24 protein-coding genes are annotated in these 25,234 nt (G+C 73.7%); 4 read left to right on the forward strand and 20 right to left on the reverse strand.

Annotated features, from left to right (window positions below):
* Positions 1-35 precede the first annotated feature (35 nt).
* Genes fliF through flgB form a run of 4 tightly spaced genes read right to left on the reverse strand, consistent with a single transcriptional unit; the run spans position 36 to position 2,849 of the window.
* On the reverse strand, positions 36-1,730 hold the full coding sequence (gene fliF, locus JOE35_RS15265; protein ID WP_209561748.1) for a flagellar basal-body MS-ring/collar protein FliF: 1,695 nt from the start codon (positions 1,728-1,730) through the stop codon (positions 36-38).
* Positions 1,730-2,095, reverse strand: a complete 366-nt coding sequence (fliE, locus tag JOE35_RS15270) for a flagellar hook-basal body complex protein FliE (RefSeq protein WP_209561749.1) — start codon at positions 2,093-2,095, stop codon at positions 1,730-1,732. The genes fliF and fliE overlap by 1 nt, the downstream gene beginning before the upstream one ends.
* Positions 2,095-2,490, reverse strand: coding sequence for a flagellar basal body rod protein FlgC (locus tag JOE35_RS15275; RefSeq protein ID WP_209561750.1), 396 nt, complete (start codon positions 2,488-2,490; stop codon positions 2,095-2,097). Before JOE35_RS15275 ends, fliE begins: the two co-directional genes overlap by 1 nt.
* Entirely contained in the window at positions 2,490-2,849 is a 360-nt protein-coding gene (flgB, locus tag JOE35_RS15280; protein WP_209561751.1) for a flagellar basal body rod protein FlgB, read from the reverse strand. Before flgB ends, JOE35_RS15275 begins: the two co-directional genes overlap by 1 nt.
* A 181-nt stretch (positions 2,850-3,030) precedes the next feature.
* On the opposite strand from flgB, the gene JOE35_RS15285 reads away from it, so the two are divergent.
* On the forward strand, positions 3,031-3,621 hold the full coding sequence (locus tag JOE35_RS15285; protein ID WP_209561752.1) for a DJ-1/PfpI family protein: 591 nt from the start codon (positions 3,031-3,033) through the stop codon (positions 3,619-3,621).
* A gap of 66 nt (positions 3,622-3,687) precedes the next feature.
* Here the strand turns inward: JOE35_RS15285 and JOE35_RS15290 are convergent, their stop codons facing one another.
* Entirely contained in the window at positions 3,688-4,329 is a 642-nt protein-coding gene (locus JOE35_RS15290) for a response regulator (RefSeq protein ID WP_209562118.1), read from the reverse strand.
* A 71-nt stretch (positions 4,330-4,400) separates the two neighbouring features.
* Complete coding sequence (locus JOE35_RS15295) at positions 4,401-6,236, reverse strand: sensor histidine kinase (RefSeq protein ID WP_307803114.1); 1,836 nt, start codon at positions 6,234-6,236, stop codon at positions 4,401-4,403.
* Positions 6,237-6,397: 161 nt separating this feature from the next.
* Between JOE35_RS15295 and JOE35_RS15300 the strand changes: the two genes are divergently transcribed.
* Complete coding sequence (locus JOE35_RS15300; protein WP_209561753.1) at positions 6,398-7,921, forward strand: CitMHS family transporter; 1,524 nt, start codon at positions 6,398-6,400, stop codon at positions 7,919-7,921.
* 122 nt (positions 7,922-8,043) lie between these two features.
* Here JOE35_RS15300 and JOE35_RS15305 read toward each other — a convergent pair whose 3' ends face one another.
* The 6 genes from JOE35_RS15305 to JOE35_RS15330 all read right to left on the reverse strand — a co-directional run bounded on the left by JOE35_RS15305 (position 8,044) and on the right by JOE35_RS15330 (position 13,961).
* Positions 8,044-8,385 carry a hypothetical protein gene (locus JOE35_RS15305; protein ID WP_209561754.1) on the reverse strand — a complete coding sequence of 114 codons (342 nt, stop codon included), beginning with the start codon at positions 8,383-8,385 and terminating at the stop codon, positions 8,044-8,046.
* Positions 8,375-9,049 (reverse strand): flagellar export chaperone FliS, encoded by a 675-nt coding sequence (fliS, locus tag JOE35_RS15310; protein ID WP_209561755.1) that lies wholly within the window; start codon positions 9,047-9,049, stop codon positions 8,375-8,377. Before fliS ends, JOE35_RS15305 begins: the two co-directional genes overlap by 11 nt.
* Entirely contained in the window at positions 9,049-10,431 is a 1,383-nt protein-coding gene (gene fliD / locus JOE35_RS15315; protein ID WP_209561756.1) for a flagellar filament capping protein FliD, read from the reverse strand. Before fliD ends, fliS begins: the two co-directional genes overlap by 1 nt.
* Positions 10,432-10,699: 268 nt before the next feature.
* Positions 10,700-11,641, reverse strand: coding sequence for a flagellin (locus tag JOE35_RS15320; RefSeq protein WP_280870167.1), 942 nt, complete (start codon positions 11,639-11,641; stop codon positions 10,700-10,702).
* 140 nt (positions 11,642-11,781) lie between these two features.
* Positions 11,782-12,603, reverse strand: coding sequence for a sigma-70 family RNA polymerase sigma factor (locus JOE35_RS15325; RefSeq protein WP_209561757.1), 822 nt, complete (start codon positions 12,601-12,603; stop codon positions 11,782-11,784).
* 401 nt (positions 12,604-13,004) lie between these two features.
* Positions 13,005-13,961, reverse strand: coding sequence for a DMT family transporter (locus tag JOE35_RS15330; protein WP_209561758.1), 957 nt, complete (start codon positions 13,959-13,961; stop codon positions 13,005-13,007).
* Between the two features lie 107 nt (positions 13,962-14,068).
* Here JOE35_RS15330 and JOE35_RS15335 point away from each other — a divergent pair, with 107 nt between their 5' ends.
* Positions 14,069-14,629 carry a CGNR zinc finger domain-containing protein gene (locus JOE35_RS15335; protein WP_209561759.1) on the forward strand — a complete coding sequence of 187 codons (561 nt, stop codon included), beginning with the start codon at positions 14,069-14,071 and terminating at the stop codon, positions 14,627-14,629.
* 24 nt (positions 14,630-14,653) lie between these two features.
* On the opposite strand, the gene JOE35_RS15340 is transcribed toward JOE35_RS15335, so the two are convergent.
* The 8 genes from JOE35_RS15340 to JOE35_RS15375 all read right to left on the reverse strand — a co-directional run bounded on the left by JOE35_RS15340 (position 14,654) and on the right by JOE35_RS15375 (position 24,379).
* Positions 14,654-16,864, reverse strand: coding sequence for an Ig-like domain repeat protein (locus JOE35_RS15340; protein ID WP_209561760.1), 2,211 nt, complete (start codon positions 16,862-16,864; stop codon positions 14,654-14,656).
* Between the two features lie 107 nt (positions 16,865-16,971).
* Entirely contained in the window at positions 16,972-17,772 is an 801-nt protein-coding gene (locus JOE35_RS15345; RefSeq protein ID WP_209561761.1) for a DNA-formamidopyrimidine glycosylase family protein, read from the reverse strand.
* A gap of 173 nt (positions 17,773-17,945) precedes the next feature.
* Complete coding sequence (locus JOE35_RS16170; protein WP_209561762.1) at positions 17,946-19,760, reverse strand: copper homeostasis protein CutC; 1,815 nt, start codon at positions 19,758-19,760, stop codon at positions 17,946-17,948.
* The gene (locus JOE35_RS15355; protein WP_307803115.1) at positions 19,757-20,836 is read right to left on the reverse strand and encodes an asparaginase; all 1,080 of its coding nucleotides are present in this window, start codon (positions 20,834-20,836) and stop codon (positions 19,757-19,759) included. Before JOE35_RS15355 ends, JOE35_RS16170 begins: the two co-directional genes overlap by 4 nt.
* Before the next feature lie 35 nt (positions 20,837-20,871).
* Positions 20,872-21,804, reverse strand: a complete 933-nt coding sequence (locus tag JOE35_RS15360) for an amino acid ABC transporter permease (RefSeq protein ID WP_209561763.1) — start codon at positions 21,802-21,804, stop codon at positions 20,872-20,874.
* Positions 21,801-22,445, reverse strand: a complete 645-nt coding sequence (locus JOE35_RS15365; protein WP_209561764.1) for an amino acid ABC transporter permease — start codon at positions 22,443-22,445, stop codon at positions 21,801-21,803. The genes JOE35_RS15360 and JOE35_RS15365 overlap by 4 nt, the downstream gene beginning before the upstream one ends.
* Positions 22,446-22,607: 162 nt before the next feature.
* Positions 22,608-23,567 carry a glutamate ABC transporter substrate-binding protein gene (locus JOE35_RS15370; protein ID WP_245186131.1) on the reverse strand — a complete coding sequence of 320 codons (960 nt, stop codon included), beginning with the start codon at positions 23,565-23,567 and terminating at the stop codon, positions 22,608-22,610.
* An 83-nt stretch (positions 23,568-23,650) separates the two neighbouring features.
* Complete coding sequence (locus JOE35_RS15375; protein ID WP_209562123.1) at positions 23,651-24,379, reverse strand: amino acid ABC transporter ATP-binding protein; 729 nt, start codon at positions 24,377-24,379, stop codon at positions 23,651-23,653.
* 231 nt (positions 24,380-24,610) lie between these two features.
* Here JOE35_RS15375 and JOE35_RS15380 point away from each other — a divergent pair.
* Positions 24,611-25,234 (forward strand): ROK family transcriptional regulator (locus JOE35_RS15380; RefSeq protein ID WP_209561765.1); only part of this gene is annotated, 624 nt, incomplete at its 3' end.

Consider the following 25,234-nt stretch of genomic DNA (forward strand, 5'->3'; position numbering starts at 1 on the left):
CGCCTGCGTCGGGGTCAGGTCGGCCGCGGTCGCGCTCACGACTGGACCCGCTCGTCCATCAGGCCGCGCAGCAGCTCGGCGGTCTTCTCCGGGTCGCGCTCGGCGAGAGCGTCGATCTCGGCGCGGCGGCGCTCGGCCGACACGTACTCGGGCGAGGGCTCGGGGGCGGCGACGGGCAGGGCCACGGTGGCGGCCTCGTCGGCGAGCAGCTGACGGCGGGAGGCGGCGCCCGCGTCGTCGAGGTCGAGCCGCATGGTCGCGTCCCAGGTCTGGGCCGGGTTGCCGGCCGAGAGCTCGCCGAGGTCGACGTCCTCCCGGTCGTGGCGCTTGTTCTTCTTCGCGAACACGATCAGCCCGACGATCAGGGCGATCACGATCAGCGCGGCGATCCCGACGGTGCGGATGGTGCCCCACATCGCCTCGGAGGCGGCAGCCGCGTCGGCTGCGGCGAGCGCCGCCTTCGCGGCGTCGGCACCCTCGGTGTCGAAGTCGACCAGCGCGACCTCGACGGCGTCGCCGCGCGCCGCGTCGATCCCCGCGGCGTTCCGCACGAGGTCGTTGATGCTCTGCATGTTCACGCCGGAGGCCGCGTTCGCGTCCAGCGCGACCGACACGGTCTGCCGGCTGACGCCTCCTGCGGGCACGCTCATGGTCTCGGTGACCTTGTCGACCGCGTTGTTCTTGGTGGCGGACTCGTTGACGTAGCCGTCGTCGCCGGTCGCCGTCGGCGTGCCGGCCGCGGCCGCGCCCGTGCCGGTGCCGTTCGGCACGGCGATGTTGTCGGGGCCGAGCACGCCGGTCGAGCCGGCGCCGCCTGCTCCCGCGGAGCCCGCGCCGTACTGCTCTGTCGTGCTCGACTCGTTCAGGGCGATCGGGCCGCTGGTGGGCTGCGCGAACGACTCGGTGACCTTCGTGCCCGAGCTCTGGTCGAGGTCGGCGGCGACGATCACGGACGACTTGCCGGGGCCGACGACCTTGTCGAGCATCGTCTGCACGGCGGTCTGGACCTTCGACTCGTAGTCGCTGACCTGGTCGCCGGCGCCGCCGACGGCTCCGGTGCCGACCTGCGAGAGCACGGCGCCGGTCGAGTCGGTGACGGCGACGTCGGTCGTTGCCATGCCCTCGACGGAGGCGCTGGTCAGGTTCACGATGGCCTGCACCTGCTTGCTGGTGAGGGTCGCGCCGCCCTGCGTCTCGACGAACACGGACGCGGTGGGGTCCTCCTGCTCGGCGACGAAGACGGACTCCTCGGGGATCGCGAGCTGCACGCTGGCGGTCTTCACGCCGTCCATCGCCGAGATGGTCTTGGCCAGCTCTCCCTCGATGGCGCGCTTGTAGGTGACGTCCTGCTGGAACTCGGACGAGGTGACGCCCATCGTGTCGAGCAGCGAGTAGCCGCCCTGGCCGCTGGTCGAGGGCAGGCCGGCTGCGGCTGCGGTGAGGCGCTCCTGGTAGACGTGCTCCTCGGGCACGAGGATCGTGCCGCCGCCCGCGGTCAGCTCGTAGGGCACCCCGTCGGCCTTGAGCTGCTCGACGATGGCGCTCGCGTCGGCGGGCTCGATGCCGCTGAACAGCGGCGACCAGCTCGGCTTCGTCAGCCAGCTCACGAGGGCGACCGTGCCGAGCACGAGCGCGGCGATCAAGATGACCGCGATGGTCTTCTGGGCGACGGAGAAGCCGCCCATGGTCGCCCGCATCCGGGCGAGGGAGTTCTGCACTGCGGTCGGCATCAGGCCTGCATCCTCATGATCTCGGTGAAGGCGTCGACGCCCTTGTTGCGGACGGCGGCGACGAGCTCGAGCGTCACCTGGGCACGGGTGGCCGCGATGGTCGCGTCGTGGATGTCGGTCAGGTCGCCGGTGACGGCCTTCACGGCGAGCGTCTTGGACTGGCTCTGCAGCTGCTGCAGGCCCTCGACCGCGCCGACCATGCTCGACCCGAAGGCGGCACCGGAGGCGCTGGCGGCGCCGGTCGTGCCGGTGACGGAGGAGGCGCCTCCTGCGTTCCCGACCGCACCGCCCTGCAGCAGCGCGGACACGTCCGCGTAGCCCGACGGCGCCACCGCGCCGACGGCGGGGATCCCCCCGACCGGCATCAGCCGCGGCCGATCTGGAGAGCGGCCTCGTAGGCGGTCTTGGCACGGTCCACCACGGCGGCGTTCGCCTGGTAGCCGCGCTGGGCCATGATCAGGTCGGCCATCTGGGCTCCCAGGTCGATGTCGGGCATGCGCACGTATCCCTCGGCGTCGGCGAGCGGGTGGTCTGGCAGGTAGGTGACGCGGCCGGCCTCGCTGCCGTAGCGGTCGGCCTTGACGAAGACGCCGCTGGTGCCGGCGCCCTCCTGGACCTCGACGTAGCGGGCCTGGAACGCGGTGTCGTCCATCGACTTGACCGTGTCGACGTTGGCGATGTTGTCGGAGACGGCGTCGAGCCACTTGCGGTGCACGGTCAGGCCGGTGCTCGCGATGCCGATCGCGTCGAAGGCCGTCATCAGCCCATCCTGAACGCGGCGCGGACGCTGGTCAGCTCGCCGTTCATCGCCTGCGTGGCGAACTGGTAGCGGAGCACCGTGTCGATGTTCGACAGCGTCTCCGTGTCGAGGTTGACGTTGTTGCCGTCGAGCCGCGTCGGCTCGAGCGAGCGCTGCGTGGTCGCCTGCACCTGGCCGGCCCCCTGCACGCCGCCGCCCTGGGCGACCGACCGGCCGAGCGCCTCCTCGAACTGCACGCGCTTGGCCTGGTAGCCGGGCGTGTTCACGTTCGAGATGTTGGCGGCGATGGTCTTCTGGCGCAGCGAGAGGCCGTCGAGGGCGCTCTGCAGCGCCGCCTGGGTCACGGATTCGATCGGCATTGGTGCCCGTCCGGGGTGTGGTGTGGTCTGGGGGCCGATCCGTGGCCGAGGGGTCGAGCGATCCGTGCTCAGGGCGCTCTATCGGCGCGGGTCGGGGGTGCGTAAGGCCGCGCGGGCCGCGTGCCCCCGGAGTGGGGGCGCGTGCGGTGCGCGTGCGGGGCGGGCGGACGAGACTGGGGGCATGACCAAGACGATCGGCATCTTCCTGTTCGACCAGTACGAGGAGCTCGACGCGATCGGCCCGTGGGAGGTGCTCTCGTACTGGACGAAGGGGCACCCCGGCGACGGCTGGGAGGTGATCACGTTCGGCGACGCTCCCGGGCCGGTCACCGCCGCGAAGGGCCTGCGCGTGCTGCCCGACACCACGATCGACGAGCTGCCGCAGCTCGACGTGCTGATCTACCCCGGCGGCAAGGGCACCCGTGCCCACCTCGACGACGAGGAGCGGCTCGAGTGGGTGCGACAGCAGGCCGAGACCGTGCCGCTGATGACGAGCGTCTGCACCGGCGCCCTCGTCTATGCCGCCGCGGGCCTGCTCACCGGCCGGGCCGCCACGACGCACTGGGGGTCGACCGTGCTGCTCGGCAGCCTCGACCCGACGATCGACGTGCGCGAGGACGAGCGCTTCGTCGACGACGGCGACGTGATCACCTCGGCGGGGGTCTCGGCCGGGATCGACATGGCGCTGCACCTCGTCATGCGTCTGGGAGGTGCGGCGCGAGCCAAGCAGGTCCGTCTCGGCATCGAGTACGTCCCGCAGCCGCCCGTCTGACCTCGCGAGTTGCCAGTCGGCGGGGTCTCGCACGACTCAGAGGCCCGCGAAGTGGCAACTCGGGGGTCAGCGGCGCTGGTAGCGGTGCTCGGGGCGGCCGGTCGCGCCGTAGCGCAGCTGCATCGCGAGCTGCCCGTCCGCGCTGAGCTGTGCCAGGTAGCGCTGCGCGGTCGCGCGGCTGACGCCGACCTGGTCGGCCACCTCCGAGGCCGAGACCTCTGCCGAGGAGGCGACCACCGCCTCCAGCACGGCCTGCTCGGTCGCCGAGCGCGAGCGGGAGGAGGCGCGCGCATCTCCCGAGTGGAGGATGCGCTGGGCACGCTCCACCGCCTCCTGGTCGGTGCCGCCGTCGAGCACGTGCCGGAACCGCAGCCAGGAACGCAGCCGGTCGACGAGCAGCTCGGCGGCGAACGGCTTGATCAGGTAGGCGAGGGCTCCGCGGCGGAGGGCCGTGCGGATCGTCTCGCCGTCGGACGCCGCGCTGAGCACGAACGCGTCGACGTCGAGCTCGCGGAGCAGGTCGAGCCCGCGGCCGTCGGGCAGGTACAGGTCGAGCAGCACGAGGTCGACGTGCTCACGGGCGACCACCCGGCGGGCCTCGGCGACCGTGCCGACCGGCGGCAGCGCCCGGAGCTCGGGCTGCGCGTCGACCTGGGCGCGGTGCACGTCGGCCACGAAGAAGTCGTCGTCGACGACGAGCACGGTCAGCGGCGCGGGCGCGGCGGCGGGTACGGGTGCGGGGATGGGTACGGGTGCGGGGATGGGTGCGGGGGCGTCGGTCACGGGGTGCTCCTCGGGATCGGGGTAGGGTCGAGGTCGCTGGCAGGGTCGGTGCCGACCGGGTCGACCGCGCCGACGAGGCGGGCGCAGAACACGGCGCCGTGCCCGTCGCCCCGGGGCGACGCGAGCCAGACGTCGCCGCCGGCGCGGCGCGCGATCTCGCGCGAGAGCGGCAGCCCGAAGCCGAGCCCGTGCACGCGGTCGGGATCGAGGTCGAGGTCCCGGTCGGCGTCGGCGCACGGCCCGGGGTCGCGGGCGGCCTCGGCGTCCGCCCGTCGCTCGAACACGGCGTGCTCGTCGTCGACCCCGCGGCCGGAGTCCATCACCGAGAGGTGCAGGTCGCGTCCGTCGTCGAACACCTCGACCTCGACCCAGGCCGGGGAGGCGCCGCCCGCGACCGCTGCGCGCACCGCGTTGTCGACGAGGTTGCCGAGCACGGTCGTCACGTCTCCGGGCTCGACCACGGAGCCCGACACGAGCGTCTCGGGGCCGAGCTGCAGCAGGACCCCCTTCTCTGCCGCCTCCACCCCCTTCGCGCCGAGGAACGCCTGCAGGTGCGGCTCCGTCAGCCGGTCGGCGTGCTTCACGGGGTAGCGCAGCGGCCCGTGCTCGAGCACGTCGGCGAGGTACTGCTTCGCCTGGTCGACCCGCCCGATCTCGAGCAGCCCGCTGACCGCGTGCAGCCGGTTGGCGAACTCGTGCCGCTGCGCGCGCAGCGCCGTCGTCATCGCGCCCACCGCGTCGAGCCGGCGGGTGAGGGCCTCGACGGCGGTGCGGTCGCGCAGCACGGCGACGCGGCCGAGGTCGACCCCCTCGCGGCGCACCGGCCGCACGTCGACGAACAGCACGTGCGGCCCGACGACCAGCGTCGTCGAGTCGGGGCGGGCAGGGCCGCGGCCGAGCAGCGCGACGAGCGGCTCCGGCAGGTCGAGCTCGCCGAGGAGGCGCCCCACGGCCCCGTCGCCGAGCCCGAGCAGCTGCGCCGCCTGCTCGTTGCACACGCTCACGCGCCCGTCGCGCGCGACCGCGAGCACCCCCTCCCCGACCCCGGCCAGGACGGCCTCCTGGTTCTGGACGAGCGACGCGAGGTCGTCGGGCTGCAGCCCGAGCGTGAGCCGGTCGAGACGCCGCCGGATCAGCACGGACGCGACGACGCCGAGCCCGAGCGCGAGCACGGCGACGGCCGCCACCGGCAGGCTGTCGCGGAGCAGCGTGTCGTAGACCCTGGCCGGGGCGTAGCCGACGCTGACCTCCCCGACGACCGCGGCCCGGTCGCCTGCAGCAGCATCGGCCTCGTAGATCGGCACCTTCGCGCGGGCGGAGTCGCCGAGGGTGCCGCGCTCCCACGAGACGGTCTCCTCGCCGCGGAGGGCCGCGTCGGGGCTCGTGCTGACGACCTCGCCGATGCGGTCGGGGTCGGGGTGCGCGAGGCGGACCCCGCGGTCGTCGGTGACGACGACGAAGAGCGCCCCGGTGCGCTGCTGCGCCGCGACGGCCGTCCGCTGCAGGTCGCCCCCGGCCAGCACCTCCTCGTCCAGGGCGGTGCCGTCCACGCTCAGCCGGGCGACCTCGGTGCGGACGTCGACGTCGCTCGCGACGCTCTGCGCCACGGCGAGCGCCGTCGACTCGGCCTCGCGCTCGAGGCGCTGCACGGCGATGCCGACGAAGACGGCGCTGGTGAGCAGGACGATCGCGGTCACGACGGCGAGCTGCAGCAACAGCACCTGCGTCGCGAACCGGGTGCGCCGGCGGGGACGCGGCGCGGGTGCGGTCACCGCCGGCCTCGCGGTCGCGCGCGTCGCGGCGGGCACCGCCCGTGAGCTGTCGTCGGTCACGTCCGCCAGCGTAGGCGGCGATCGAGGAGGCGCGTGAGCAGAACGCGCAGAACGCGGCCAACGTGCGGAACGGCCCCAACGCGCAGAAGCAGGACGCGCCTCCTCGTGCCCGGCTAGCGTGCCCGGACGCGCCACCGCGCCCGACGGACGAAGGAGTCCTGATGCTCGTTGTACTCGGCTATCTGATGGTCCTCACCTTCATGGTGCTGATCATGACCAAGCGGCTCTCGCCGATGCTCGCCCTGATCATGGTGCCGACGATCTTCGGCCTCTTCGCCGGCGCGGGGCTCGGCATCGGCGACATGGTGATCGAGGCGATCGGCGACCTGGCCCCCACGGCCGCGCTGCTCATGTTCGCGATCATGTACTTCGGGCTGATGATCGACGTCGGGCTGTTCGACCCGCTGGTGCGGCTGATCCTGCGGGTGACCGGCAACGACCCGGCGAAGGTCGTGCTCGGCACGGCGCTGCTCGCCGGGGCCGTCTCGCTCGACGGCGACGGCTCGACGACGTTCATCGTGACGACGGCGGCCATGCTGCCCATCTACCTGAAGCTCGGCATGAGCCCGGTGGTGCTGACCTGCGTCGCCGGCCTCGCGAACGGCACGCTGAACATCGTGCCGTGGGGCGGCCCCACCGTGCGCGCCGCCGCCGCCCTCGGCGTGCAGCCGAGCGAGATCTTCGTGCCGCTCGTGCCGTCGCTCATCGCGGGCCTCGTGCTCGTGTTCGTGTTCTCGTGGCTGCTGGGGCTGAGCGAGCGTCGACGCCTCGGGACGCTCGAGCTCGGCGGGTCGAAGCTGGCCGCTGCGGCGTCGGCGATGTCGCCCCTCTCGCAGGAGCTCGCGACCGCCTCGCGCGGCGGCGGGACCGGCACGCCCGGCGTCGGCGTCTCGATGTTCACCAGCCCGACCGTCGCCCTCGGCGTGCGCGGCGGGCGGGCCGACGGCTCGCGGGCCGACGGGCCCGGCGAGCGCGCGGTCGACAACCCCGGCGGCAGCGCGAACGGCTCCCTCGGCGGCGGCGTCACGATGGCCGACACGATGCTCGACCCCGACCGCCCCACGCTGCGGCCCCGGATGATCTGGTTCAACCTCGTGCTCACCGTCGCCGTGATGGTGCTGCTCGTCGCCGACCTGTTCCCGCTCGCCTACGTGTTCATGGTCGGGACGGCGGTCGCGCTGCTCGTGAACTTCCCTCGCGTCAAGGAGCAGTCCGCCGAGATCGTCGCCCACGCCCCGAGCATCGTCGGCGTCGTGTCGATGGTCTTCGCGGCCGGCGTGCTGATCGGCGTGCTCAACGGCACGGGCATGGTCGACGCGATGGCCCAGTGGCTGGTCGACGTGATCCCGACCTCGATGGGGCCGTACCTGGCCGTCATCACGGGGGTGCTGAGCCTGCCGCTCACGTTCTTCATGAGCAACGACGCCTTCTACTTCGGCATCCTGCCGGTGCTCGCGCAGAGCGGCGCCGCGTTCGGCATCGACCCGGTCGAGATGGCCCGCGCGTCGGTCGTCGGACAGCCCGTGCACCTGCAGAGCCCGCTCGTCCCCGCGATCCTGCTGCTGGTGAGCCTCGCGAACGTCAACCTCGGCGACCACCACAAGAAGGTGCTCTGGCGCGCGGCGATCGTGTCGCTGGTGATGCTCGCCGTGGCGATCGTGGTCGGCGTCATCCCCTGGGGCTGAGGACGCGCCTCCTCGGCGGTCTCGCCCGACCGGACGCCGAGTGGTCAGGAACGGTCCTGCATCGCTCCCCGAGCGACCCTTTCTGACCACTCGCTACCCCACCGGGCCGGGGGCAGGGCGCGTCAGCCGGTGGCGTCGAGGTAGACCGGGCGCTCGGGCTCGTGCGAGGACTCGACGCTGCGGACGGCCCCGAGGTGCGCGAGCACGGCCTTGCGGGCGGCGTCGAGCCGGGCGAGGGCCCCGCGCTGCACGCCAGCGACGGCGGCAGCCCGGTCGGCGAGCTCGGCGGGCAGCGGGCCGAGGCCGGCCGGCGGAGTCCACACGCCGGACACGCCCGACGCGCCGGACACGCCGGTCACGCCGGTCACGTCGGCGACGGCCTGCGGGTCGCGACCGGCGACCGCCTCGAGCTCGTCGAGGGCGGCGAGCCAGGCGGCGTGGGTGCGGTCGGTCCTAGGCGACACCGAGCTCGCCCCCGAGAGAGGTCGAGGAGGCGTTGGTCGCCCCGTAGCCGGAGGTCGCGGCCCCGAAGGCGGCGACCCCCACGGGCAGCGGCGAGCCGGCGCCGGGCTGCGACGCCGTCGGCGAGGCCGGAGCCGCGGACGGGAACGCCGACGCGGCGAACGCCGGCGCGGCCGCGGCCGGAGCAGCGGCGCCGGCACCAGCACCAGTCGACGCGGGCGTACCGGCGCCGCCGGCCATCCCGCCGCCGAGCGACGTCGCGGCCTCGTGCCACGCCTGGCGGAGCGGCTCGAGCAGCCCGGTGACCTCGCGGGTCAGGGCCACGTCGCGGTGCACGTTCGCGTTGACGAGCGCCGTCGAGGTGTAGCTGTAGAGCGCCAGCAGCCCCTCGCCACCGTCCCACACGTCGACGCGCAGCGACGAGGTGAGCTCGGCGATGATCGCCTGGGCGTGCAGCAGCTGCTCGGAGGCGGTCGCCCACTCCTGGCCGACCTGGGCCTTCTCGGCGCGGGCGAGGTCGAGCAGCAGGCGGTCGTAGAGCATCGTGACGAGCTGCACGGGCGTCGCCGAGAGCACGGCCTGTTCCGCGTACTCCGATCGCTGGCGCTGCACGACGGCGGTGGGCTGGGAGGCGGCGGCGAACGCCGCGAAGGAGGTGGCGTCCATCAGCTGCTCTTGTTCAGGCTCGAGATCTGGCTGCTCAGCCAGCTCTGCTGCGCGGTGAGCGAGCTGAGCGCGACCTCGAGGGCGGTGTAGGTCTTCTGGAGCTGGGTGCGACGCGACGACAGCCGGTCGTCCCAGTTCGCGATCTGGGCGGTGAGGTCCTTCACGACCGACTGCTGGCCGGTGATGATCTTCGTCAGCGTGCCGTCGCGCTTGTCGGACGAGCTCGTCGCCGCGGACTCGACGCGGCCCGCGAGCTCGGAGAGGGTCGCCTGCACCTTCACGGGGTCGGCCGCGAGCGCCGCGGAGAACTTCGCCTCGTCGAACTCGAACGCCCCGGTCTTCGTGATCGAGATGCCGATGCTCGAGGGCGAGACTCCGCCGATCGGCGCCGACATCGCGGTGGTCATCTTCTGCACGACGTCGCGGGTCGTCGAGCTGCCGGTGAAGGTGCCCGACGTGACCGTCACGGCGCCGGAGGCGCTGGTCGAGGTCGACGTCGCGCTCTTCGACGCGATGAGCGAGAGGATCCCGTTCAGCCCCGACACGAGGTCGGAGGCGACCTTCGACGAGGCGGTGCCGTCGCGGGCGACGGTGAGCGTGACGGGGTCGGTGCTCGGCGCCGTGACGGTGACCGAGACGCCGGGCAGCAGGTCGGCGAACGTGTTCGTCGCGCTCGTCACGACCTGCTCGGCGGCGGTGCCGGCCCAGAGGGTGACGGAGGCGTCGCGCGCCTGCTTGACGACGGCGGCGCCGGGGGCGGCGAGCAGGTCGGGGGCGGTGCCGTCGGCCACCTCGGCGGCCGTGCCCTGGTGCACCGTGAAGCCGCCCGCGGCGCCGGTCGTCGCCGAGGTGAGCTGCAGGCGGTACGTGACGGCGCCGTCGGCGTCCTTGCCGGACGCGACCTTGACGGCCTTGACGCCCGCCTCCGACGCGTTGACGGCGCGCACGAGGTCGTCGAGCGACGAGGAGGCGCTGGTCACCTCCACCGCCTTGCCGGCGGCCGAGGTGAACGTCAGCGTCGCGGGCGACGTGGCCCAGGCGGTCATCGAGGCGGTGACGCCGCTCATGGCCTGTGCGGTGGAGCCGACCGTGAAGTCGATCGAGCCGGGCAGCGCGGTCGCGGTCGTCGTGGCCGTGACGGCCTTCGCGCTGCTGGTCGCCGTGAAGGCGGCGAGCGAGTCGGCCTTGGCGGTCTTGCCGGCGAGCGTCGCCAGCTCGGCGACCTTCGAGTTGAGGCCCTGGAGCGCGGTGACCAGCGCCTGGTTCGCGGTCGCCTTGTTCTTCAGGATCGTCTGGGGCACCGCCTCCGCCGCCATCAGGCCGTTGATCAGCGTGGTGGTGTCGAGCCCGGAGACGAGGCCGTCGATGCCGAACGAGGCCATCGGGTGCTCCTTCGGGGACGGGGGCGGGCGGGTGCGGGAGGTGCGGAGGAGACCGAGGGATGCAGGAGTTCGGGGGGTGGTGCGGTGCGGCGAGAGGCGCGGTCGAGGTCGTCGTCGACGCTCGGGATGACCGAGGGCCGGGACGCAGAGGATCAGCTGCTGCGTCCCGACCACCGGTCGTGAACCGTTCGCTCCCGAGGGAGCCGAGCTCAGGTGGTGTCAGGCCCCCGCTGGGATCGGGGACCGTTCATCCGCCGGTCGGTGACGACTAGCGGAGGAGCGACAGCACGCCCTGGGTGCTCTGGTTCGCCTGTGCGAGCATCGCCTGGCCGGCCTGGCTGAGGACGTTGGATCGCGTGTACTTGACCATCTCCTCCGCCATGTCGACGTCGCGGATGCGCGAGTTCGCCGCCGTGAGGTTCTCCTTCGCGACGTTGGTCGACGCGATGGAGTGCTCGAAGCGGTTCTGCACGGCACCGAGGTCCGAACGAGCCGACGAGACCTTGGCGATCTGGGCGTCGATCTCCTTGATGGAGGCGAGCGCGTCAGCGGCCGTGTCGAACTTGAGCGCACCGGTGCGGGTGCCCTCGACGGCGGGCTTGCCGGGCGTCGCAGGCGTGGGGTCGCCGTTGGCGTCCGTGCCTGCGGGGGTGCCGGGAACGGCCGGCGTGCCGCCGGAGACGGTGCCGCCGATGGCCGTGGCGACGTCGCCGACGTTGATCAGCTTGACGTTGATCTGGTCGTTGGCGGCGGTGCTGCCGGCGCCGACCTGGAAGGTCAGGCTCTTGTCGGCGCTGAGCAGGTCGATCCCGTTGAAGTTGGTCGAGCCGGAGAGCCGCGTGAGCTCGTCCGACAGGGCCGTGACCTCGGTGGTGATCGCCTTGCGCGCGTCGGCGTTGTTCGAGTCGTTGCCGGCCTGGACGGCGAGGTCGCGGACGCGCTGCAGGATGGAGTGGACCTCGTTCAGTCCGCCTTCAGCGGTCTGGACGACGGAGATGCCGTCCTGGGCGTTGCGCGCGGCCACCGTCAGTCCGCCGACCTGCGAACGCAGGCCCTCGGAGATCGAGAGGCCGGCCGCGTCGTCAGCGGCACGGTTGATGCGGAGGCCCGACGAGAGCTTCTCCAGGCTCTTCGACAGGTCGTTCTGCGTGGCGTTCAGGTTGCGGTAGGTGTTGTTCGCCGCGAGGTTGGTGTTGATCTGCATGCCCATGGTGTTTCCTCTTCCGTGACTGGGTGGTGTTCGTCAGCCCGTCCGTGGGCTGACACCGGCTACTATCGGCCGGTCGCCGGCACTCGTTAGCCGAGTGCCGAAGTTTTCCTGGATCCGTCGCGCGAGACGACGGCGGGCCGTCAGACGGCGGCGCTGAAGCCCTCGACGGCCGGCTCGCGCACGGCGCGGGCGATGCCCACGGCGGCGTTCGTGGCGACCTTCGAGAGGTAGGCGCTGCGACGCGCGTGCGCCGTCTTCGAGACGGGCACGAACTCGGCCTGCTCGTCGTCCGCGTAGTGGGCGGCGAGCGCGTCCCTCAGCAGGCGGACCGCCTCCGTGCGCTGCTGCGAGACCGCGCTGTGGGTGATGCCGAGCTCGGCGGCGACCTCGGTGACCGTGCGGTCGCCGAAGTAGACGGCCTCGACGATCAGGCGCATGCGCTCGGGGAGGGCGTCGACCGCGGCGCGCACGTAGCGGCTGCGCTCGCTGGCGAGGAGGTGGTCGCCGGGCATCGGGACGTCGGCCGCGAGGTGGTCGGCGACGGTGTCGTCGAGGGTCGAGACGGTGCGGGCAGCGTCGGCGAGGGCGCTCGACGCGGTCTGACGGTCGACGCCGAGGGCACCGGCGATCTCGTCGACCGAGGGGGCGCGTCCCAGGGAGGCGGTCAGCGCCTCCTGCGTGGACAGCGTCTCCTTGATGCGCTTGCGGGTGCCGCGGCTGGCCCAGTCGCCGGAGCGCATGTCGTCGGCGAAGGCGCCGACGATGCGGGTGCGGGCGTAGGCGCCGAACGGGATGCCGAGGGTGGGGTCGAACGCGTCCGCGGCCTGGACGAGGGCGACGGCGCCGACGCTCGCGAGGTCGTCGCGCGACAGGTGGGTGGCGCGGGCGCACACCTCGCTGACGAGGTAGCCCACCAGCGGCAGGTTCTCGACCACCATGGCGTTGCGTTCGGTGCGGTTCATCCGGTGCTCCCAGCAGGACGGGGGCCTGCGCGGGGCAGGCCGGTTCAGGTTCCGGGCGCAGCGATGAGCCCTCTGATCAGGGCTGGTTCGTCGGTGCGCTCGATCGTTGCGTTCGCGGGCAAGCGAGGCGGTCTGGCGTGGTGTGTGGTGCGGCGGCTCGGACTCCGTGGACGTCGGGCCAGGGACTTCGGGTCTCCCGGCCCGGCGGATCTCCTCCGCCGTGCAAGAGCAAACTTATCGACCGGCTGGGAACCGTATAAGGGGTGCGCTGTCCCCAGTGAGGGGGCGCGCACGGCGCGCCTTCGGGGGGTGCCGGACGGCCGTGGCCCCCGGGCTGGGGCGGCGCCGCAGTAGCGCGGGAGGTGCGTGAGCCGATAAGGCGAGGGGACGACGAAGGCGCGTCAGGCGGCCGGTGCCGCCGCCAGCACCTCGGGCGCCGGGCTCGGGTCGTCCGAGCCGGCGTCCGACCGCACGGCCACGATGCCCGCGACGATGAGGACGCCCCCGACGAGCTGCCACGCGGTCAGCGCCTCGTCGAGCAGCACCCACGCCCAGGCTGCTGCGGCGGCGACCTCGAGCAGGCCGACGAACGAGGCCAGGCGCGACCCGAGCATCGAGCTCGCCGTGATGCTCGTCGCGTAGGCGACGGCGGTGGCGACGACCCCGATCACCAGCATCGGCACCCACCAGGCGACGACCCCGCCGAGCACCACCACGTCGTCGGCCGACGCGGTGAAGGGCACGAGCCCGGTGAGGCCCAGCAGCCCGAGCAGCGCCGACCCGACGAGCAGGCCGGAGGCGGCCAGCGCGACCGGGGGCAGGTCGCCGGACGGCTGCGCCGCGATGACGAAGTAGCCCGCGCAGCAGATCATCGCGAGCACGCCGAAGAGCAGGCCGAGCGGGTCGAGCGCTCCCCCGCCGCCCGGCGACACGACGAGCACGAGCCCGGCGGCGGCGACCGCGGAGCCGATCAGGACGACCCCGGCCGGTCGACGACGCGACACCGCCCACGCGACGGCGACGAGCAGCAGGGGGGCCATGTACTCGAGCAGGATCGCCGTCCCGACGGGGATGTGCTGGATCGCGGCGAAGTAGAAGACCTGCGTGCCGGCGACGCCGACCACGGCCATGCCGAGCACGCGCCGACGCGCCCGCCAGATCGGTCGGAGGTCGAGGCGCAGCGCCGCGAGCGCGACCGGAGCGAGCAGCGCTCCCCCGACGAGGGCGCGCAGGGCGACGGCGGCGACGGGGCTCCAGCCGGAGGCGAGCAGCGGCTTGACGAAGGGGCCCGACACCCCGAAGGAGGCGGCGGCCACGACCGCGACGATCAGTCCGGTCGTGAGGTGGCGGCGATCCACGGCTGCTCGTTTCGTCGGGGGGCACTGTGCCATCGAGGACACAGTGCCATCAGGGACTAAAAGGTGATGAGCCCTGACAGTAGACTGGTCGCGAGTAAGGAGTCAATGTGCTTTTCGCCCCTGACACGGAAGACGTGCTCGAGTTCGACGCGACCATCCTCAACACGGCCGCCCGAGCCACCCGCAGCGGCGTCGACCAGCTCGCCACGACCGACCAGCTGGCCGAGCTGATGACGCGCTTCGGCTTCTCGGGCCGGTTCGACGGTGACGAGGCCGAACTCGAGGCGGTGCGGCGGGCCCGCACGCGCCTCCGTCAGCTCTGGACCCTCGACCGCGACGCCATGGTCGAGGCCGTGAACGAGCTGCTCACACGGCTGCAGGCGGTGCCGCGGCTAGTGCGGCACGGCGACCTCGACTGGCACGTGCACGCCACCCCGCAGGAGGCGCCGCTCGCGGACCGCATCCTCGTCGAGGCCGCGATGGCCCTCGTCGACGTCGTCCGCACCGACGAGACCGGACGCCTGCGCGAGTGCGCGGCGGACGACTGCGACGGGGTGCTGGTCGACCTCTCGCGGAACGCCTCCAAGCGCTTCTGCAGCGTGCGCTGCAGCAACCGCGTGAACGCGGTCGCGTTCCGCGAGCGGCGCGCCGCCGACCCGCTCGCGTAGCGGGCGCGGCAGGCCGTCAGGCCGTCAGGCCGTCAGACGGCTGCGGCGGCGTGCCGCGACCAGCACGACTCCGGCGGCGGCGAGCGCGAGGCCGAGGGCGCCGGCCGTCCAGGCGACGAGCGACGATCCCGTGAAGGCGAGGCGCGCCTCCTCGTCGTCGGCGACGGGCGCGGCCGCCACGGGTGCCGACGTGGCGGCCGGCACCGCGGGGGCTGCGGGATCGGCGGGCGCCGGGACCGGCGCAGCGGCCGTGCCGATCCGGAACGACGTCGACGCCTCGGCGGCCGCGTAGACCGCGTCGCCCGAGTAGGCCACGGTCACCGTGTAGCTGCCGTCGGCCAGGTCGGGGACGATGCAGGCCACGGTCGGCAGGGTCACCGTGCAGAGGGTGGTGGCTCCGGTCGAGAAGACGACGGTGCCGGTGGCGTCCGCGGGCAGCCCCGTGACGCTCAGCTGCGCGTCGCCGTCGACGACGACCGCGCCGGCAGCGAGGGTGACGGGGGTGGTGACGACGACGAACGAGCCGAGGTCGGCCCGGGTCGGCTCGTGCGCGGCGTCGGCCTGGTCGTAGTCGACGCGGACGGCGGTCGACGGGTCGGCGTCGGACGTGCACGTCGCCGTGGACGTCGCTCCCGACGCGGCCGGCACGAGGTCGGCCTCGCAGAGCAGCTGCTCGGTGGCCGAGTCGACGAACTCGACCGTGCCGAGGGGCGGCGTCGGGTCGGTCGCGGCGGCCGAGGCGAGGTCGGCGGTGAAGACGGTGGCCAGGCCGGTGGTGCCCGGCGTCTGCCGGCCCGACGACGACGTGACGACCGTGGGCTCACGCACTGCCGAGACCTCGAGCTGCGACGTGGCCGCGGCGGAGTCGGTCGACGACACGGTCGTGAGCACGGTCAGGACCCCCGCGGCGTCGGCGGACGCCGTGTACGGCACGGTCAGGACCGGCAGGGAGGCGCCCGCCGCGAACTCGGGAGAGGGCACGACGGTGCAGGTCACGGTCTGGCCGGAGACGGTGCACGTCCACCCGGTCGCCGCGGTCGGCAGCGTCGGGGTGAGCCCCTCGGGGAACACGAGCGTCGCCACCACGGGCTCGCCCTCGGCGCCGCCGTCGGCGCTGACCGACGCCGCGACGCTCACGGTCGAGCCGCGGGTCGGCACGACGGTCGCGCTGCCCGACGTCGTCTGCGCGAGCACGGGGGCAGGGCCGGCGAGGGTCGTCGCCCGGGCGTTCGCGATCTCGTGGTAGTCGGTCGCACCTCCGGTGCCGCCGGTCCAGCCGAAGGTGAGCTTGTAGGGGACGCCGGTGGTGGGGTCGTACCAGGAGGGGTCGGTCGACGAACCGAGGAGGGACGGCAGGGCGCCCCGGGCGACCGTGGGTGCGCTGTCGCCGATGCCCTGGACGACCACGACGTAGCTGCCGGCGTCGACCTCGAGGCCCGACGCGGTGCTGATGGCGGCGTCCGACGGGTTCACGGCGACCTCGACCGGGACACGAGAGGCCTCGTCACGGACACCGGTGGATCCCCGCAGGAGCCCGTCGACCTGCGTGCTGCTCAGGACGCAGTAGCCCGCGGACCCGTTGCCCGGTCCGCGCAGCGTCAGGGCGTTCGGGCCCACCCCGCGGACCGGCTCGCACGAGCTGCCGTTGAAGGCGGGGTTCGCGAAGTTGCCGTACCAGTCGAGGCCCACGCCGAGGTAGGCGTTCGCCAGCCCCTCCTGGCCGGACTCGGGCAGCGCGCTGTAGCCCAGCGCACCGCCGACGCCGCCGAGCCGCGTGGGCACGTGGGGGTCGAACGGATCGGTCGCCGCGAGGTAGAAGGTCAGGCCGTCGGCGCCGCTGCCGCCGTACTGCCACGAGTCGAAGGCGACGTCGAGCCCCTGCGCGGTCGGCACCGCCACGGTCGACCCGACTCCGCCGGACTGGCTGCCGCCCGTGTCCGTGAGGCGGAGCGCGCCCGAGCCCTCGGGGTCGTTCGCGAAGCCGCACCCGGGGATCGGCGAGGCGGCCCGGTCGATGCCCGCGGTGAGGCACGCCACGTTGCCCGACGGCGTCTCGGGCAGCAGGAAGTCCGGACCGGCCGAGGCCCCGCCGAAGCTCTGGTCGAGGAACACGGTCTGCGCGGGCGGGGCCGCCTGGGCGGCACCGGCCCCGGCGAGGAGCAGGGCCCCGGCGACGGTGGTCGCGGCGAGCCCGGCGGCGGCACGGCGGAGGATGGGGGAACGGAGAGGGCGCATCGGGATCCGGCTTCGTCGGGTGGTCTCGCTCGTCGAGACGTGCTGAGAGTAGAGGACGAGAGGCGCATACCGCCAGGTATCGGCGTGTCGTGTCGGCGGCCGTGCGCTCAGCGGACCGGCTGGCAGCTCGGGCACCACCAGGTGCGGCGCCGGCCGGGGTCGTCCGCGACCTCGGCGCGCACGAGCACGGTCGTGCCGCAGCGCAGGCACGGGCGCCCGGCGCGCCCCGCCACCCAGTGCCGCTCGCCGCGCCGCGTGTTCCCCGTCGTCGTCTGGAACATCCCGGGCACGCGCACGGACGCCTGCAGCCCCCGCGCCGCGACCCGCACGAGCGCTGCCGCGTCGACCGCGCCCACCGGGGTGAACGGCGAGACCCCGCGCAGGAAGCAGACCTCGTTCGCCCACAGGTTGCCGAGCCCGGCCAGCACCCGCTGGTCGAGCAACACGGCCGCCACCGTGCGGCCCGGGTCCGTCGCCTCGACCCGTCGCCGGGCCTCCGCCGGGTCCCAGTCGTCGCGCAGCGGGTCGGGCCCGAGGTGGCCCACCACGGAGCGCTCGTCGCGGGTGTCGAGCAGCTCGACCACGGGCAGGTCGAGGCCCCATGCGGTGGAGCCGGCGTCGGTCTGCATCCGGACCCGCGCCTCCTGCGCGACCGCCGTGGGCAAGCGCCGACCGGGCCGGGTGATCGTCCACGAGCCCTGCATCCGCAGGTGCGTGTGCAGCGTGCGCCCGTTCGCGAAGCGCGTGAGGAGGTGCTTGCCGTGGGTGTCGTGCTCGGCGATGACCCAGCCCGCGAAGGACGTGCCCGCAGCATCGCCCGACCGGAGCTCGCCGCTCGTCAGCCATTGACCGTCGAGCGACGCACGGAGGCGCGCTGCCAGTCGGAAGACGCTGTCACCCTCGGGCATGTGGTCAGGCTAGGCGTGGCCTCCGACACCGGCTCGCGCACGGCCGGACCACCCGCACGACTCAGGAAGTTCAGCCCGTCGACTCCTGGCTCGTGCACGGTTCAGGACCGCGCCTCCTCTCCTCGCAACACGCAGGAGCCATCTTCCTGAATGAGGAGAAGAGCGCACGCGGCTCACTCGGCGAGCAGGGCCGCCCGCGACCACGAGTCGACGACGCTGCCCCGGCCGCCGGCGCGGAACGCCAGCACCGCGGCGCCGATGCGCCCGCCGTGCGTGCCGAGCTCGGACAGTCGCACCTCGGGCGCGGCCCGCCAGGCCAGCCCGGCCGCGAGCTCGGCCCGCAGCGGATCGACGAGGGCGGCGCCCGCGCGCGACACTCCCCCGGCGAGCACGATCACCGCCGGGTCGACGAGCAGCGTGAGCGACGTGAGGCCGAGCGCGAGCGCCCGGACGCCGTCCGCCCAGACCCGGTCCGCGACCGCGTCGACTCCGGTCCCGACGCCCTCGACGCCCCCGACCCGGGCGACGACGGCCGCCGTGTCCAGCCCGGGCAGGCCCCCGAGCGCCGCGTAGCGCCGGGCGACGCCGGCCCCCGACAGGTACACCTCGAGGCAGCCGCGTTGACCGCAGGTGCAGGCCTCGCCGCCCGGCACCGCGGGCACGTGCCCGAGTTCGCCGGCAGCGGTCAGCGCCCCGCGCACGGCGTGCCCGCCGCTCGTGATCGACGCGGCGACGCCGGTGCCGATCGCGACGAGCACCGAGTCTGCGACGCCGGCCGAGGCGCCGAACAGGCTCTCGGCCAGGCCGCTGGTCCGCACGTCGTGGTCGATCTCGACGGGCACCCCGAGCTCGGCCGAGAGGATCGGCCCGAGCGGCACGTCGGTCCAGCCGAGCGTCGACGCGAAGAGGACGACGCCGCGCTCGGCGTCGACCATGCCCGGCGTCACGACTCCGACCCCGACGACGTCGTGGCCCGAGGCACGTGCCGCGGCCCGCAGCCCGTGCAGCAGGCCGACGACGAGGTCGATCGACTCCGCGCCCGTGGCCCCGGCCGAGACGGAGAGGGAGAGGACCGTGCGCCCCGAGTCGTCCACCACCGCCCCCTTGAAGGAGGTGCCCCCGATGTCGACCGCGACGACGGCGGACCGGGACGGGGCCGGGTCGGGCACCGCGCCTCCTGCGCTCTCGACGTCCGTGGCGTCCGTGGCGTCCGTCACGTCCGGATCGAGGGAGGCGCGCCCCACGGCCGCGAGGAACTCCGCGACGACGGCAGGGTCGGTCCGCAGCGTCCCGTCCCCGCGCGGCGACGGCGACATCGCCCGCAGGTGCACCGAGGAGGCGCCGGTCGCGGCGAGCAGGGAGCCCACGCCCGCGGCGCGGACCCCGCCGCCGACGAGCACCTCGGGGGCGTCGGCGCTCGCGGCGGACCGCCGCACGAGCTCGGCCAGCACCTCCGCGCCCTCGGCCGCGGTGCCCGGACCGCCCGCCGTCAGGACGCGGCGCACGCCGAGGGAGTGCAGCACGTCGTACGCGGCGAGCAGGTCGGGCGTGGCGTCGATCGCCTTGTGGAACGTGACGGTCAGCGGCCCGGCCGCGGCGAGCAGTCGGCGCATCGCCGGCACGTCCACCTCGGAGGCGGCGGTCAGGGCCCCGAGGACGACGCCGACCTCAGCGCTGCGCCCGTGCTCGGTCGAGGCCGCGTGCGACGTCGAGTGCGCGTGCGCGAGCGCCGCGATCGCCTCGAGGTCGGCGCACATGACGTCGAGCTCGCCGTCGTCGTACGAGAAGTCGCCGCCGCGCGGGCGGACGATCACCTGCACCCCGACGTGCCGCACGGCCCGGAGCACCGAGCGGACCAGCCCGGCGCTCGGGGTCGTCCCGCCCTCGAGCAGGTCGGCGCAGAGCTCGATCCGGTCGGCGCCGGACCGGTCGGCCACCAGCGCTCCGTCGAGGTCGTCGACGCAGAGCTCGACGACGACGTCCGTCACGAGAGGTCGACCCCGGCGCCGCGTGCCCCCGCGACCCACGCCGCGACGTCCGCCCCGACCCGGATCTCGCCGACGGGCACCCCGCCGCCGAGCACCGGCAGCGCGGTCAGCGACCCGGCCCCGGAGACGTCCACCCCGAGCGCTCCGAGCACCTCGAGCGCGACCAGCGTCGTCGCCCGGGGGCTGCCGTCGACGACCTTCATGGCGACGGCCTCGCCGGTCGACGTGGCCATCCCGATCACGCCCTCGGCGCCGCCCTTGGCGAGCAGACCGGGCACGCGGGTCATCGCGTCGCTGTTGGCGTGGGCGTTCCCGCCCACGTAGAAGGGGTGCGCGCGCATCGCGTCGGCGACGCGACGGGCGTTCGACCCCGCCGACGCCGTGACCAGCGCCCGGAACGACCGCGCCAGCCCCTCGACGGTCGTGCTGAAGAGGGGCGCGCCGCAGCCGTCGACGGCCGTGGCCTCCACGGTCGTGCCGGCCACCGCCTCCAGCGTCCGGCGGACGAGTTGCTGCAGCGGGTGGGCAGGGTCCAGGTAGGAGGCGGTGTCCCAGCCCGCGGACACGCACGCCAGCAGCATGGCCGCGTGCTTGCCCGAGCAGTTCATGCGGACGCGCGACCGCGTCTCGCCGTCGCGGATCAGCCGCTCGCGCGTCGCCTCGTCCTCGGGCCAGTCGACCGGGCAGCCGAGTGCGGACTCATCGAGCCCTACCCTCGCGAGGATGCGGCGGACGACCTCGACGTGGGCGTCCTCTCCCGTGTGGCTGCCGGCCGCGATCGCGAGCTCCTCGCCGTCGAGGTCGGCCCCGGCCTCCAGGCAGGCGAGCGCCTGCACGGGCTTGGTCGTCGAGCGCGGCAGCACCTGCGTCGCACCGCTGCCGAGGTCGGCGGCGACGCGCCCCTCGGCGTCGAGCGCGACCAGCCAGCCGAGGTGGCGGCTCTCGACGACGCCCGAGCGGACGACGACGGCGAGCTCGGCGAGCGACGCGGCGGGGGCTGACGGTGCCGCAGGGCTGGTCGGCGTCGGCGTCGGCGTCGGCAGGCCGTCGGCACGGGGAGGGAGGGAGGGGGCCACGGTGGTGCTCCTTGGTGACGGGAGGGAAGAGGAGGTCAGTCGAGCGCGGGCGCCGAGGCCGGCGCCGGCACGGGAGCCGCCGCGCGCCGGGGGCTGCGCCGCGACGGTCGCGCCCTCAGCCGGGCGGCGAGCGTCGACAGCGCCCCGTTGAAGACGAGGTAGACGAGCGTGACGACGAGGAACGTCTGGATCAGGAGGTGGTTGAACGACGACAGCACCTGGCCGCGGTACAGCAGCTCGGTGAAGGCGACGATGTAGCCGAGCGAGGTGTCCTTGACGAGGCTGACGAGCTGGGTCACGAGCGACGGCGTCACGAAGCGGAGCGCCTGCGGCAGCACGACGAGCCGGGTGGTCTGCGCCGACGAGAGGCCGAGGCTGAGTCCCGCCTCGCGCTGGCCGCGCGACAGCCCGAGGATCCCGGCGCGGACGATCTCGGCGAACGCGGCCGAGTTCGCCACGGTCAGCGGCACGACGAGCTTCCAGATCAGCGGCAGGTCGAGGCCGAGCTGCGGCAGCCCGAACAGCATCAGGTAGATCAGCAGCAGCACCGGCACGGTGCGGGCGACCTCGATGTACGCGGTCGACAGCCAGCGCAGCGGGCGACGCGGGCTCAGCCGCCCGAGCGCGAGCAAGAGGCCCAGCGCGCCGCCGAGCACCGCGACGAGGGCGGCGGCCTGGATCGTGCCCCAGAGCCCCACGAGCAGGTACTGCCAGATCGGCCAGGAGAGGAACGGCGTCCAGCGGTCGGCGTCGAGCTGCCCGCGCGAGCCGAACTGGACGAGACCGGCCGCGACGAGCCCCGCGAGGGCGAGCACGACGACGACCGACCAGAGCCGGATGGCGCGTCGCGTCCGCGGGCCGGGCTCGTCGTAGAGCGAGACCGTGGGAGCCCTGCGCACGGACGCGGCAGTGCCGGTGCCGGTGCCGGTGCCGGCAGGACGGGAGGAGGAGCTGGTCGGCGCGGTCATCGGACGATCGCCGCCTTTCGTTCGAGGCGTCCGGCGCCGAGGCCGATGACGAGGGCGCGGGCCATGTAGACGAGGCCTGCGGCGGTGAAGATCAGGATCGGCTGCGCCTGCACGAGGTTCAGCTTGTTGACGGCGCTGGTCAGCTCGACGACGCCGACGGCCGCGGCGAGCGCCGTGTTCATCGTGAGCGCGATCATGACGTTGCCGATCGGCTGGACCGCGGCGCGCAGCGACTGGGGCAGCACCACGAGCCGGAGCGTCTGGCCGAGCGTCAGCCCGAGGGCCCTGCTCGCCTCGATCTGGCCGTTGCCGACCGTGTTCACGCCGCTGCGCACCGCCTCCGCGACGTAGGCGGCCTCGTAGAGGGCGAGCACGAGCACGGTCGTCGGCGCCAGCGGCATGATCAGCCCGGCGTCGGGCAGGGCGAAGACGGCGAGAATGAGCAGCGCGAGCAGCGGCACGTTCACGAAGAACTGCGTGTACGCCCAGGCGGCGCCGCGCAGCACGGGCACCGGGCTGATCCTGGCGGCGGCGACGAGCGTGCCGAGCACGAGCGCGCCGACGCCGGCGACGAGCGCCATCACGATCGTCGTGCCGAGCGCCGTGAGCAGCGGCCCTGCACTGTCGACGAAGAAGTCCATGGGGTCTTTCGGGCCGAGGGCGGGTGGAGCGGCGGTGAGGGGAGGTGCGGTGAGCGGCAGACCGCAGGAGGTGCGGCTACGGCGACGGGGCCGGGTGCCGGCCGGTCGTCAGGTCGCCCCGACGGCCGGCCGGCGCACCGGCGCCGGCAGCCCGCGGCCGGGCTAGGAGCCGGGGACGGAGCCGATCTCGGGGGCGTCGGGGGTGTCCGACTCGACGGCCGCGCCGAGCGTGGCGTCCCAGACCTTCGCCCAGGTGCCGTCGTCCTCGATCTGGACGAGCCAGTCGTTGATGAACGCCTTGAAGTCGGCGTCGTCCTTGGCGAGCCCGATGCCGTAGGCCTCGGTCGTGAAGGGCTGGCCGACGACCTTGATCGAGTCGTCCGACGCGGCGTTCGAGGCGAGCAGCGTGAAGTCCTGCACGTACGCGTCGCCGCGGCCCTGCTTGAGGGCCTGCATCGCCTGCGGGTCGGTCGCGAACGACACGAGCGTGGCGGTCGGCTGCTCCTCGGGCACGGCCGTGACGGCGGGCGTGTTGGCGCCGACGATGACCTTCTTGCCGCCGAGGTCGTCGATGCCCTCGATGTCGTCGTTGTCGGCCTTCACCGCGACGGCGAGGCCGGACTCCAGGTAGGGGCCGGCGAACGAGATCTGCTCGGCCCGCTCCTCCGTGATCGTGTACGTGTTCAAGACGACGTCGACGGTGCCGTTCTGCAGCAGGGCCTCACGGGTCTCGGAGGCGGGCGGCACGATCTCGACGTTCGGCTCGCCGAGGATGTAGATGGCGAGCAGCTTGGCGAGGTCGGCGTCGAAGCCCTGGACGTCGTCGGGGTTCGACGGGTCCTGCTGCGAGAGCAGCGGCGCGTCGAGGGCCTCGCCGACGATCAGCTTCCCGCGCTCCTTGATCTTCGCCATCGTCGAGTCGGGCAGGATGTCGGCCGCGTCGGCGACGACCGCGTTCGCGTAGACCTCGTCGAGGGCCGAGGCGGCCGAGGAGGCGCTGGGGTCGGCACCGGGCACGGCCGAGCTGTCGCTCGAGCAGGCCGCGAGGCCGAACATCGCGACGACGGCGACGGCTGCGGGGACGACCCGACGCAGGCGGAGGGGGGAGGGGGAGGTGCGCAAGGTGGTGCCTCTCTTCGATGGGGCTGCTGCGGGAGGTGGTGCTGCGGGAGGTGGTGCTGCGGGAGGTGCGGAGGGGGAGGAGATCAGTGGGTGAGGATCTTCGACAGGAACGCCTTCGCCCGGTCGGACTCCGGATGGTCGAAGAAGGTGGCCGGGTCGGCCTGCTCGACGATGCGTCCGTCGTCCATGAAGACGACGCGGTCGGCGGCGCGACGAGCGAAGCCCATCTCGTGGGTGACGACGATCATCGTCATGCCCTCGGCGGCGAGCGAGACCATCACGTCGAGCACCTCGTTCACCATCTCGGGGTCGAGCGCCGACGTCGGCTCGTCGAAGAGCATCACCTTCGGGCGCATGGCGAGCGCGCGGGCGATGGCGGCGCGCTGCTGCTGGCCGCCCGAGAGCTGGGCGGGGAACGCGTCGGCCTTGTCGGCGATGCCGACCCGGGCGAGCAGCTCGAGCCCGTGGGCCTGGGCGTCCTTCTTGGACTCGCCCCGCACGGTGATCGGCGCCAGCGTCACGTTGTCGAGGATCGTCCGGTGCGCGAAGAGGTTGAACGACTGGAACACCATGCCGACGTCCGAGCGGAGGGCCGCGAGCGCCTTCCCCTCCTCGGGGAGCCGCACGCCGTCGACGAGGATCTCGCCGCTCGTGGTCGTCTCGAGCCGGTTCAGGCAGCGGCAGAGAGTGGACTTGCCCGAGCCGGAGGGACCCACGACCACGACGACCTCGCGCGGGGCGACGCTGAGCGTGACGTCCTTCAGGACGTGGTGCTCCCAGAAGTGCTTCTGCACGTCGCGCATCGTGATCATGTCGATCGCGCTGGTGCCCGAGCTGGTGCCTGAGGCGGTGCTGTCCACGCTGGTGCCGCTTTCTCGAGAGGTGCGGCAAGGGGGCCGCGTCGCCGTCCGGTGAGGTCGTCGTCCATGTGGGACGGGAACCTACTGTGCGATTGTTACACGTATATTTCGATCAACTTCGTGCAATAGTGGAGCAACGCGACGGACCTGACCAGGTTCGCGACCGATCATCGCGAGGGGCCCATGACTACGACCGAGGCGTTCTACGCCCCTCCCCGCCACACGCCCCAGGCCGTCGAGGTGCTGCGTCCGCTGAGGGCGGGCACCGCCAGGTCCCGCGCCGACCTCGCCAGGGTGACGGGCCTGTCGCCCTCGACCGTCGCCTCCCGCGTGGAGGACCTCATCCGCCTCGGCCACGTCGTCGAGACCGGCGAGGGCGAGTCCCGGGGCGGTCGCCGGCCGCGGCGGCTGCAGCTCCGCGGCGACGCCGGCCTCGTCGGCTGCGTCGACCTCGGCGTCGACCGCGCCTCCTTCGGCCTGGTCGACTACGCCGGCGTGCTGCTCGCCGAGCGCCACGTGGCCCTCGACGTGGCCGAGGGGCCGACCGCGGTGCTCTCGGCGTCGCTGGCGCACCTCCTCGACATGCTCGCCGGGCTCGGCGACACGGGGCACGCGCGGCTCAGCGGCCTGTCGGTCGGCGTGCCCGGACCCGTCTCGACCGCGACGTCGCGCATCGTCTCGCCCTCGCGCATGCCCGGCTGGAACGGGATCTCGGTGGCCGAGGTCGTGCGGCGCGAGCTCGACCTGCCCGTCGTCGTCAACAACGACGCCAACCTCATGGCGGCCGGCGAGCTCGTGGCCGAGGGC

Origin of the sequence: Frigoribacterium sp. PvP032 (assembly GCF_017833035.1) — a bacterium.
In the GTDB taxonomy this organism is placed as follows: domain Bacteria; phylum Actinomycetota; class Actinomycetes; order Actinomycetales; family Microbacteriaceae; genus Frigoribacterium.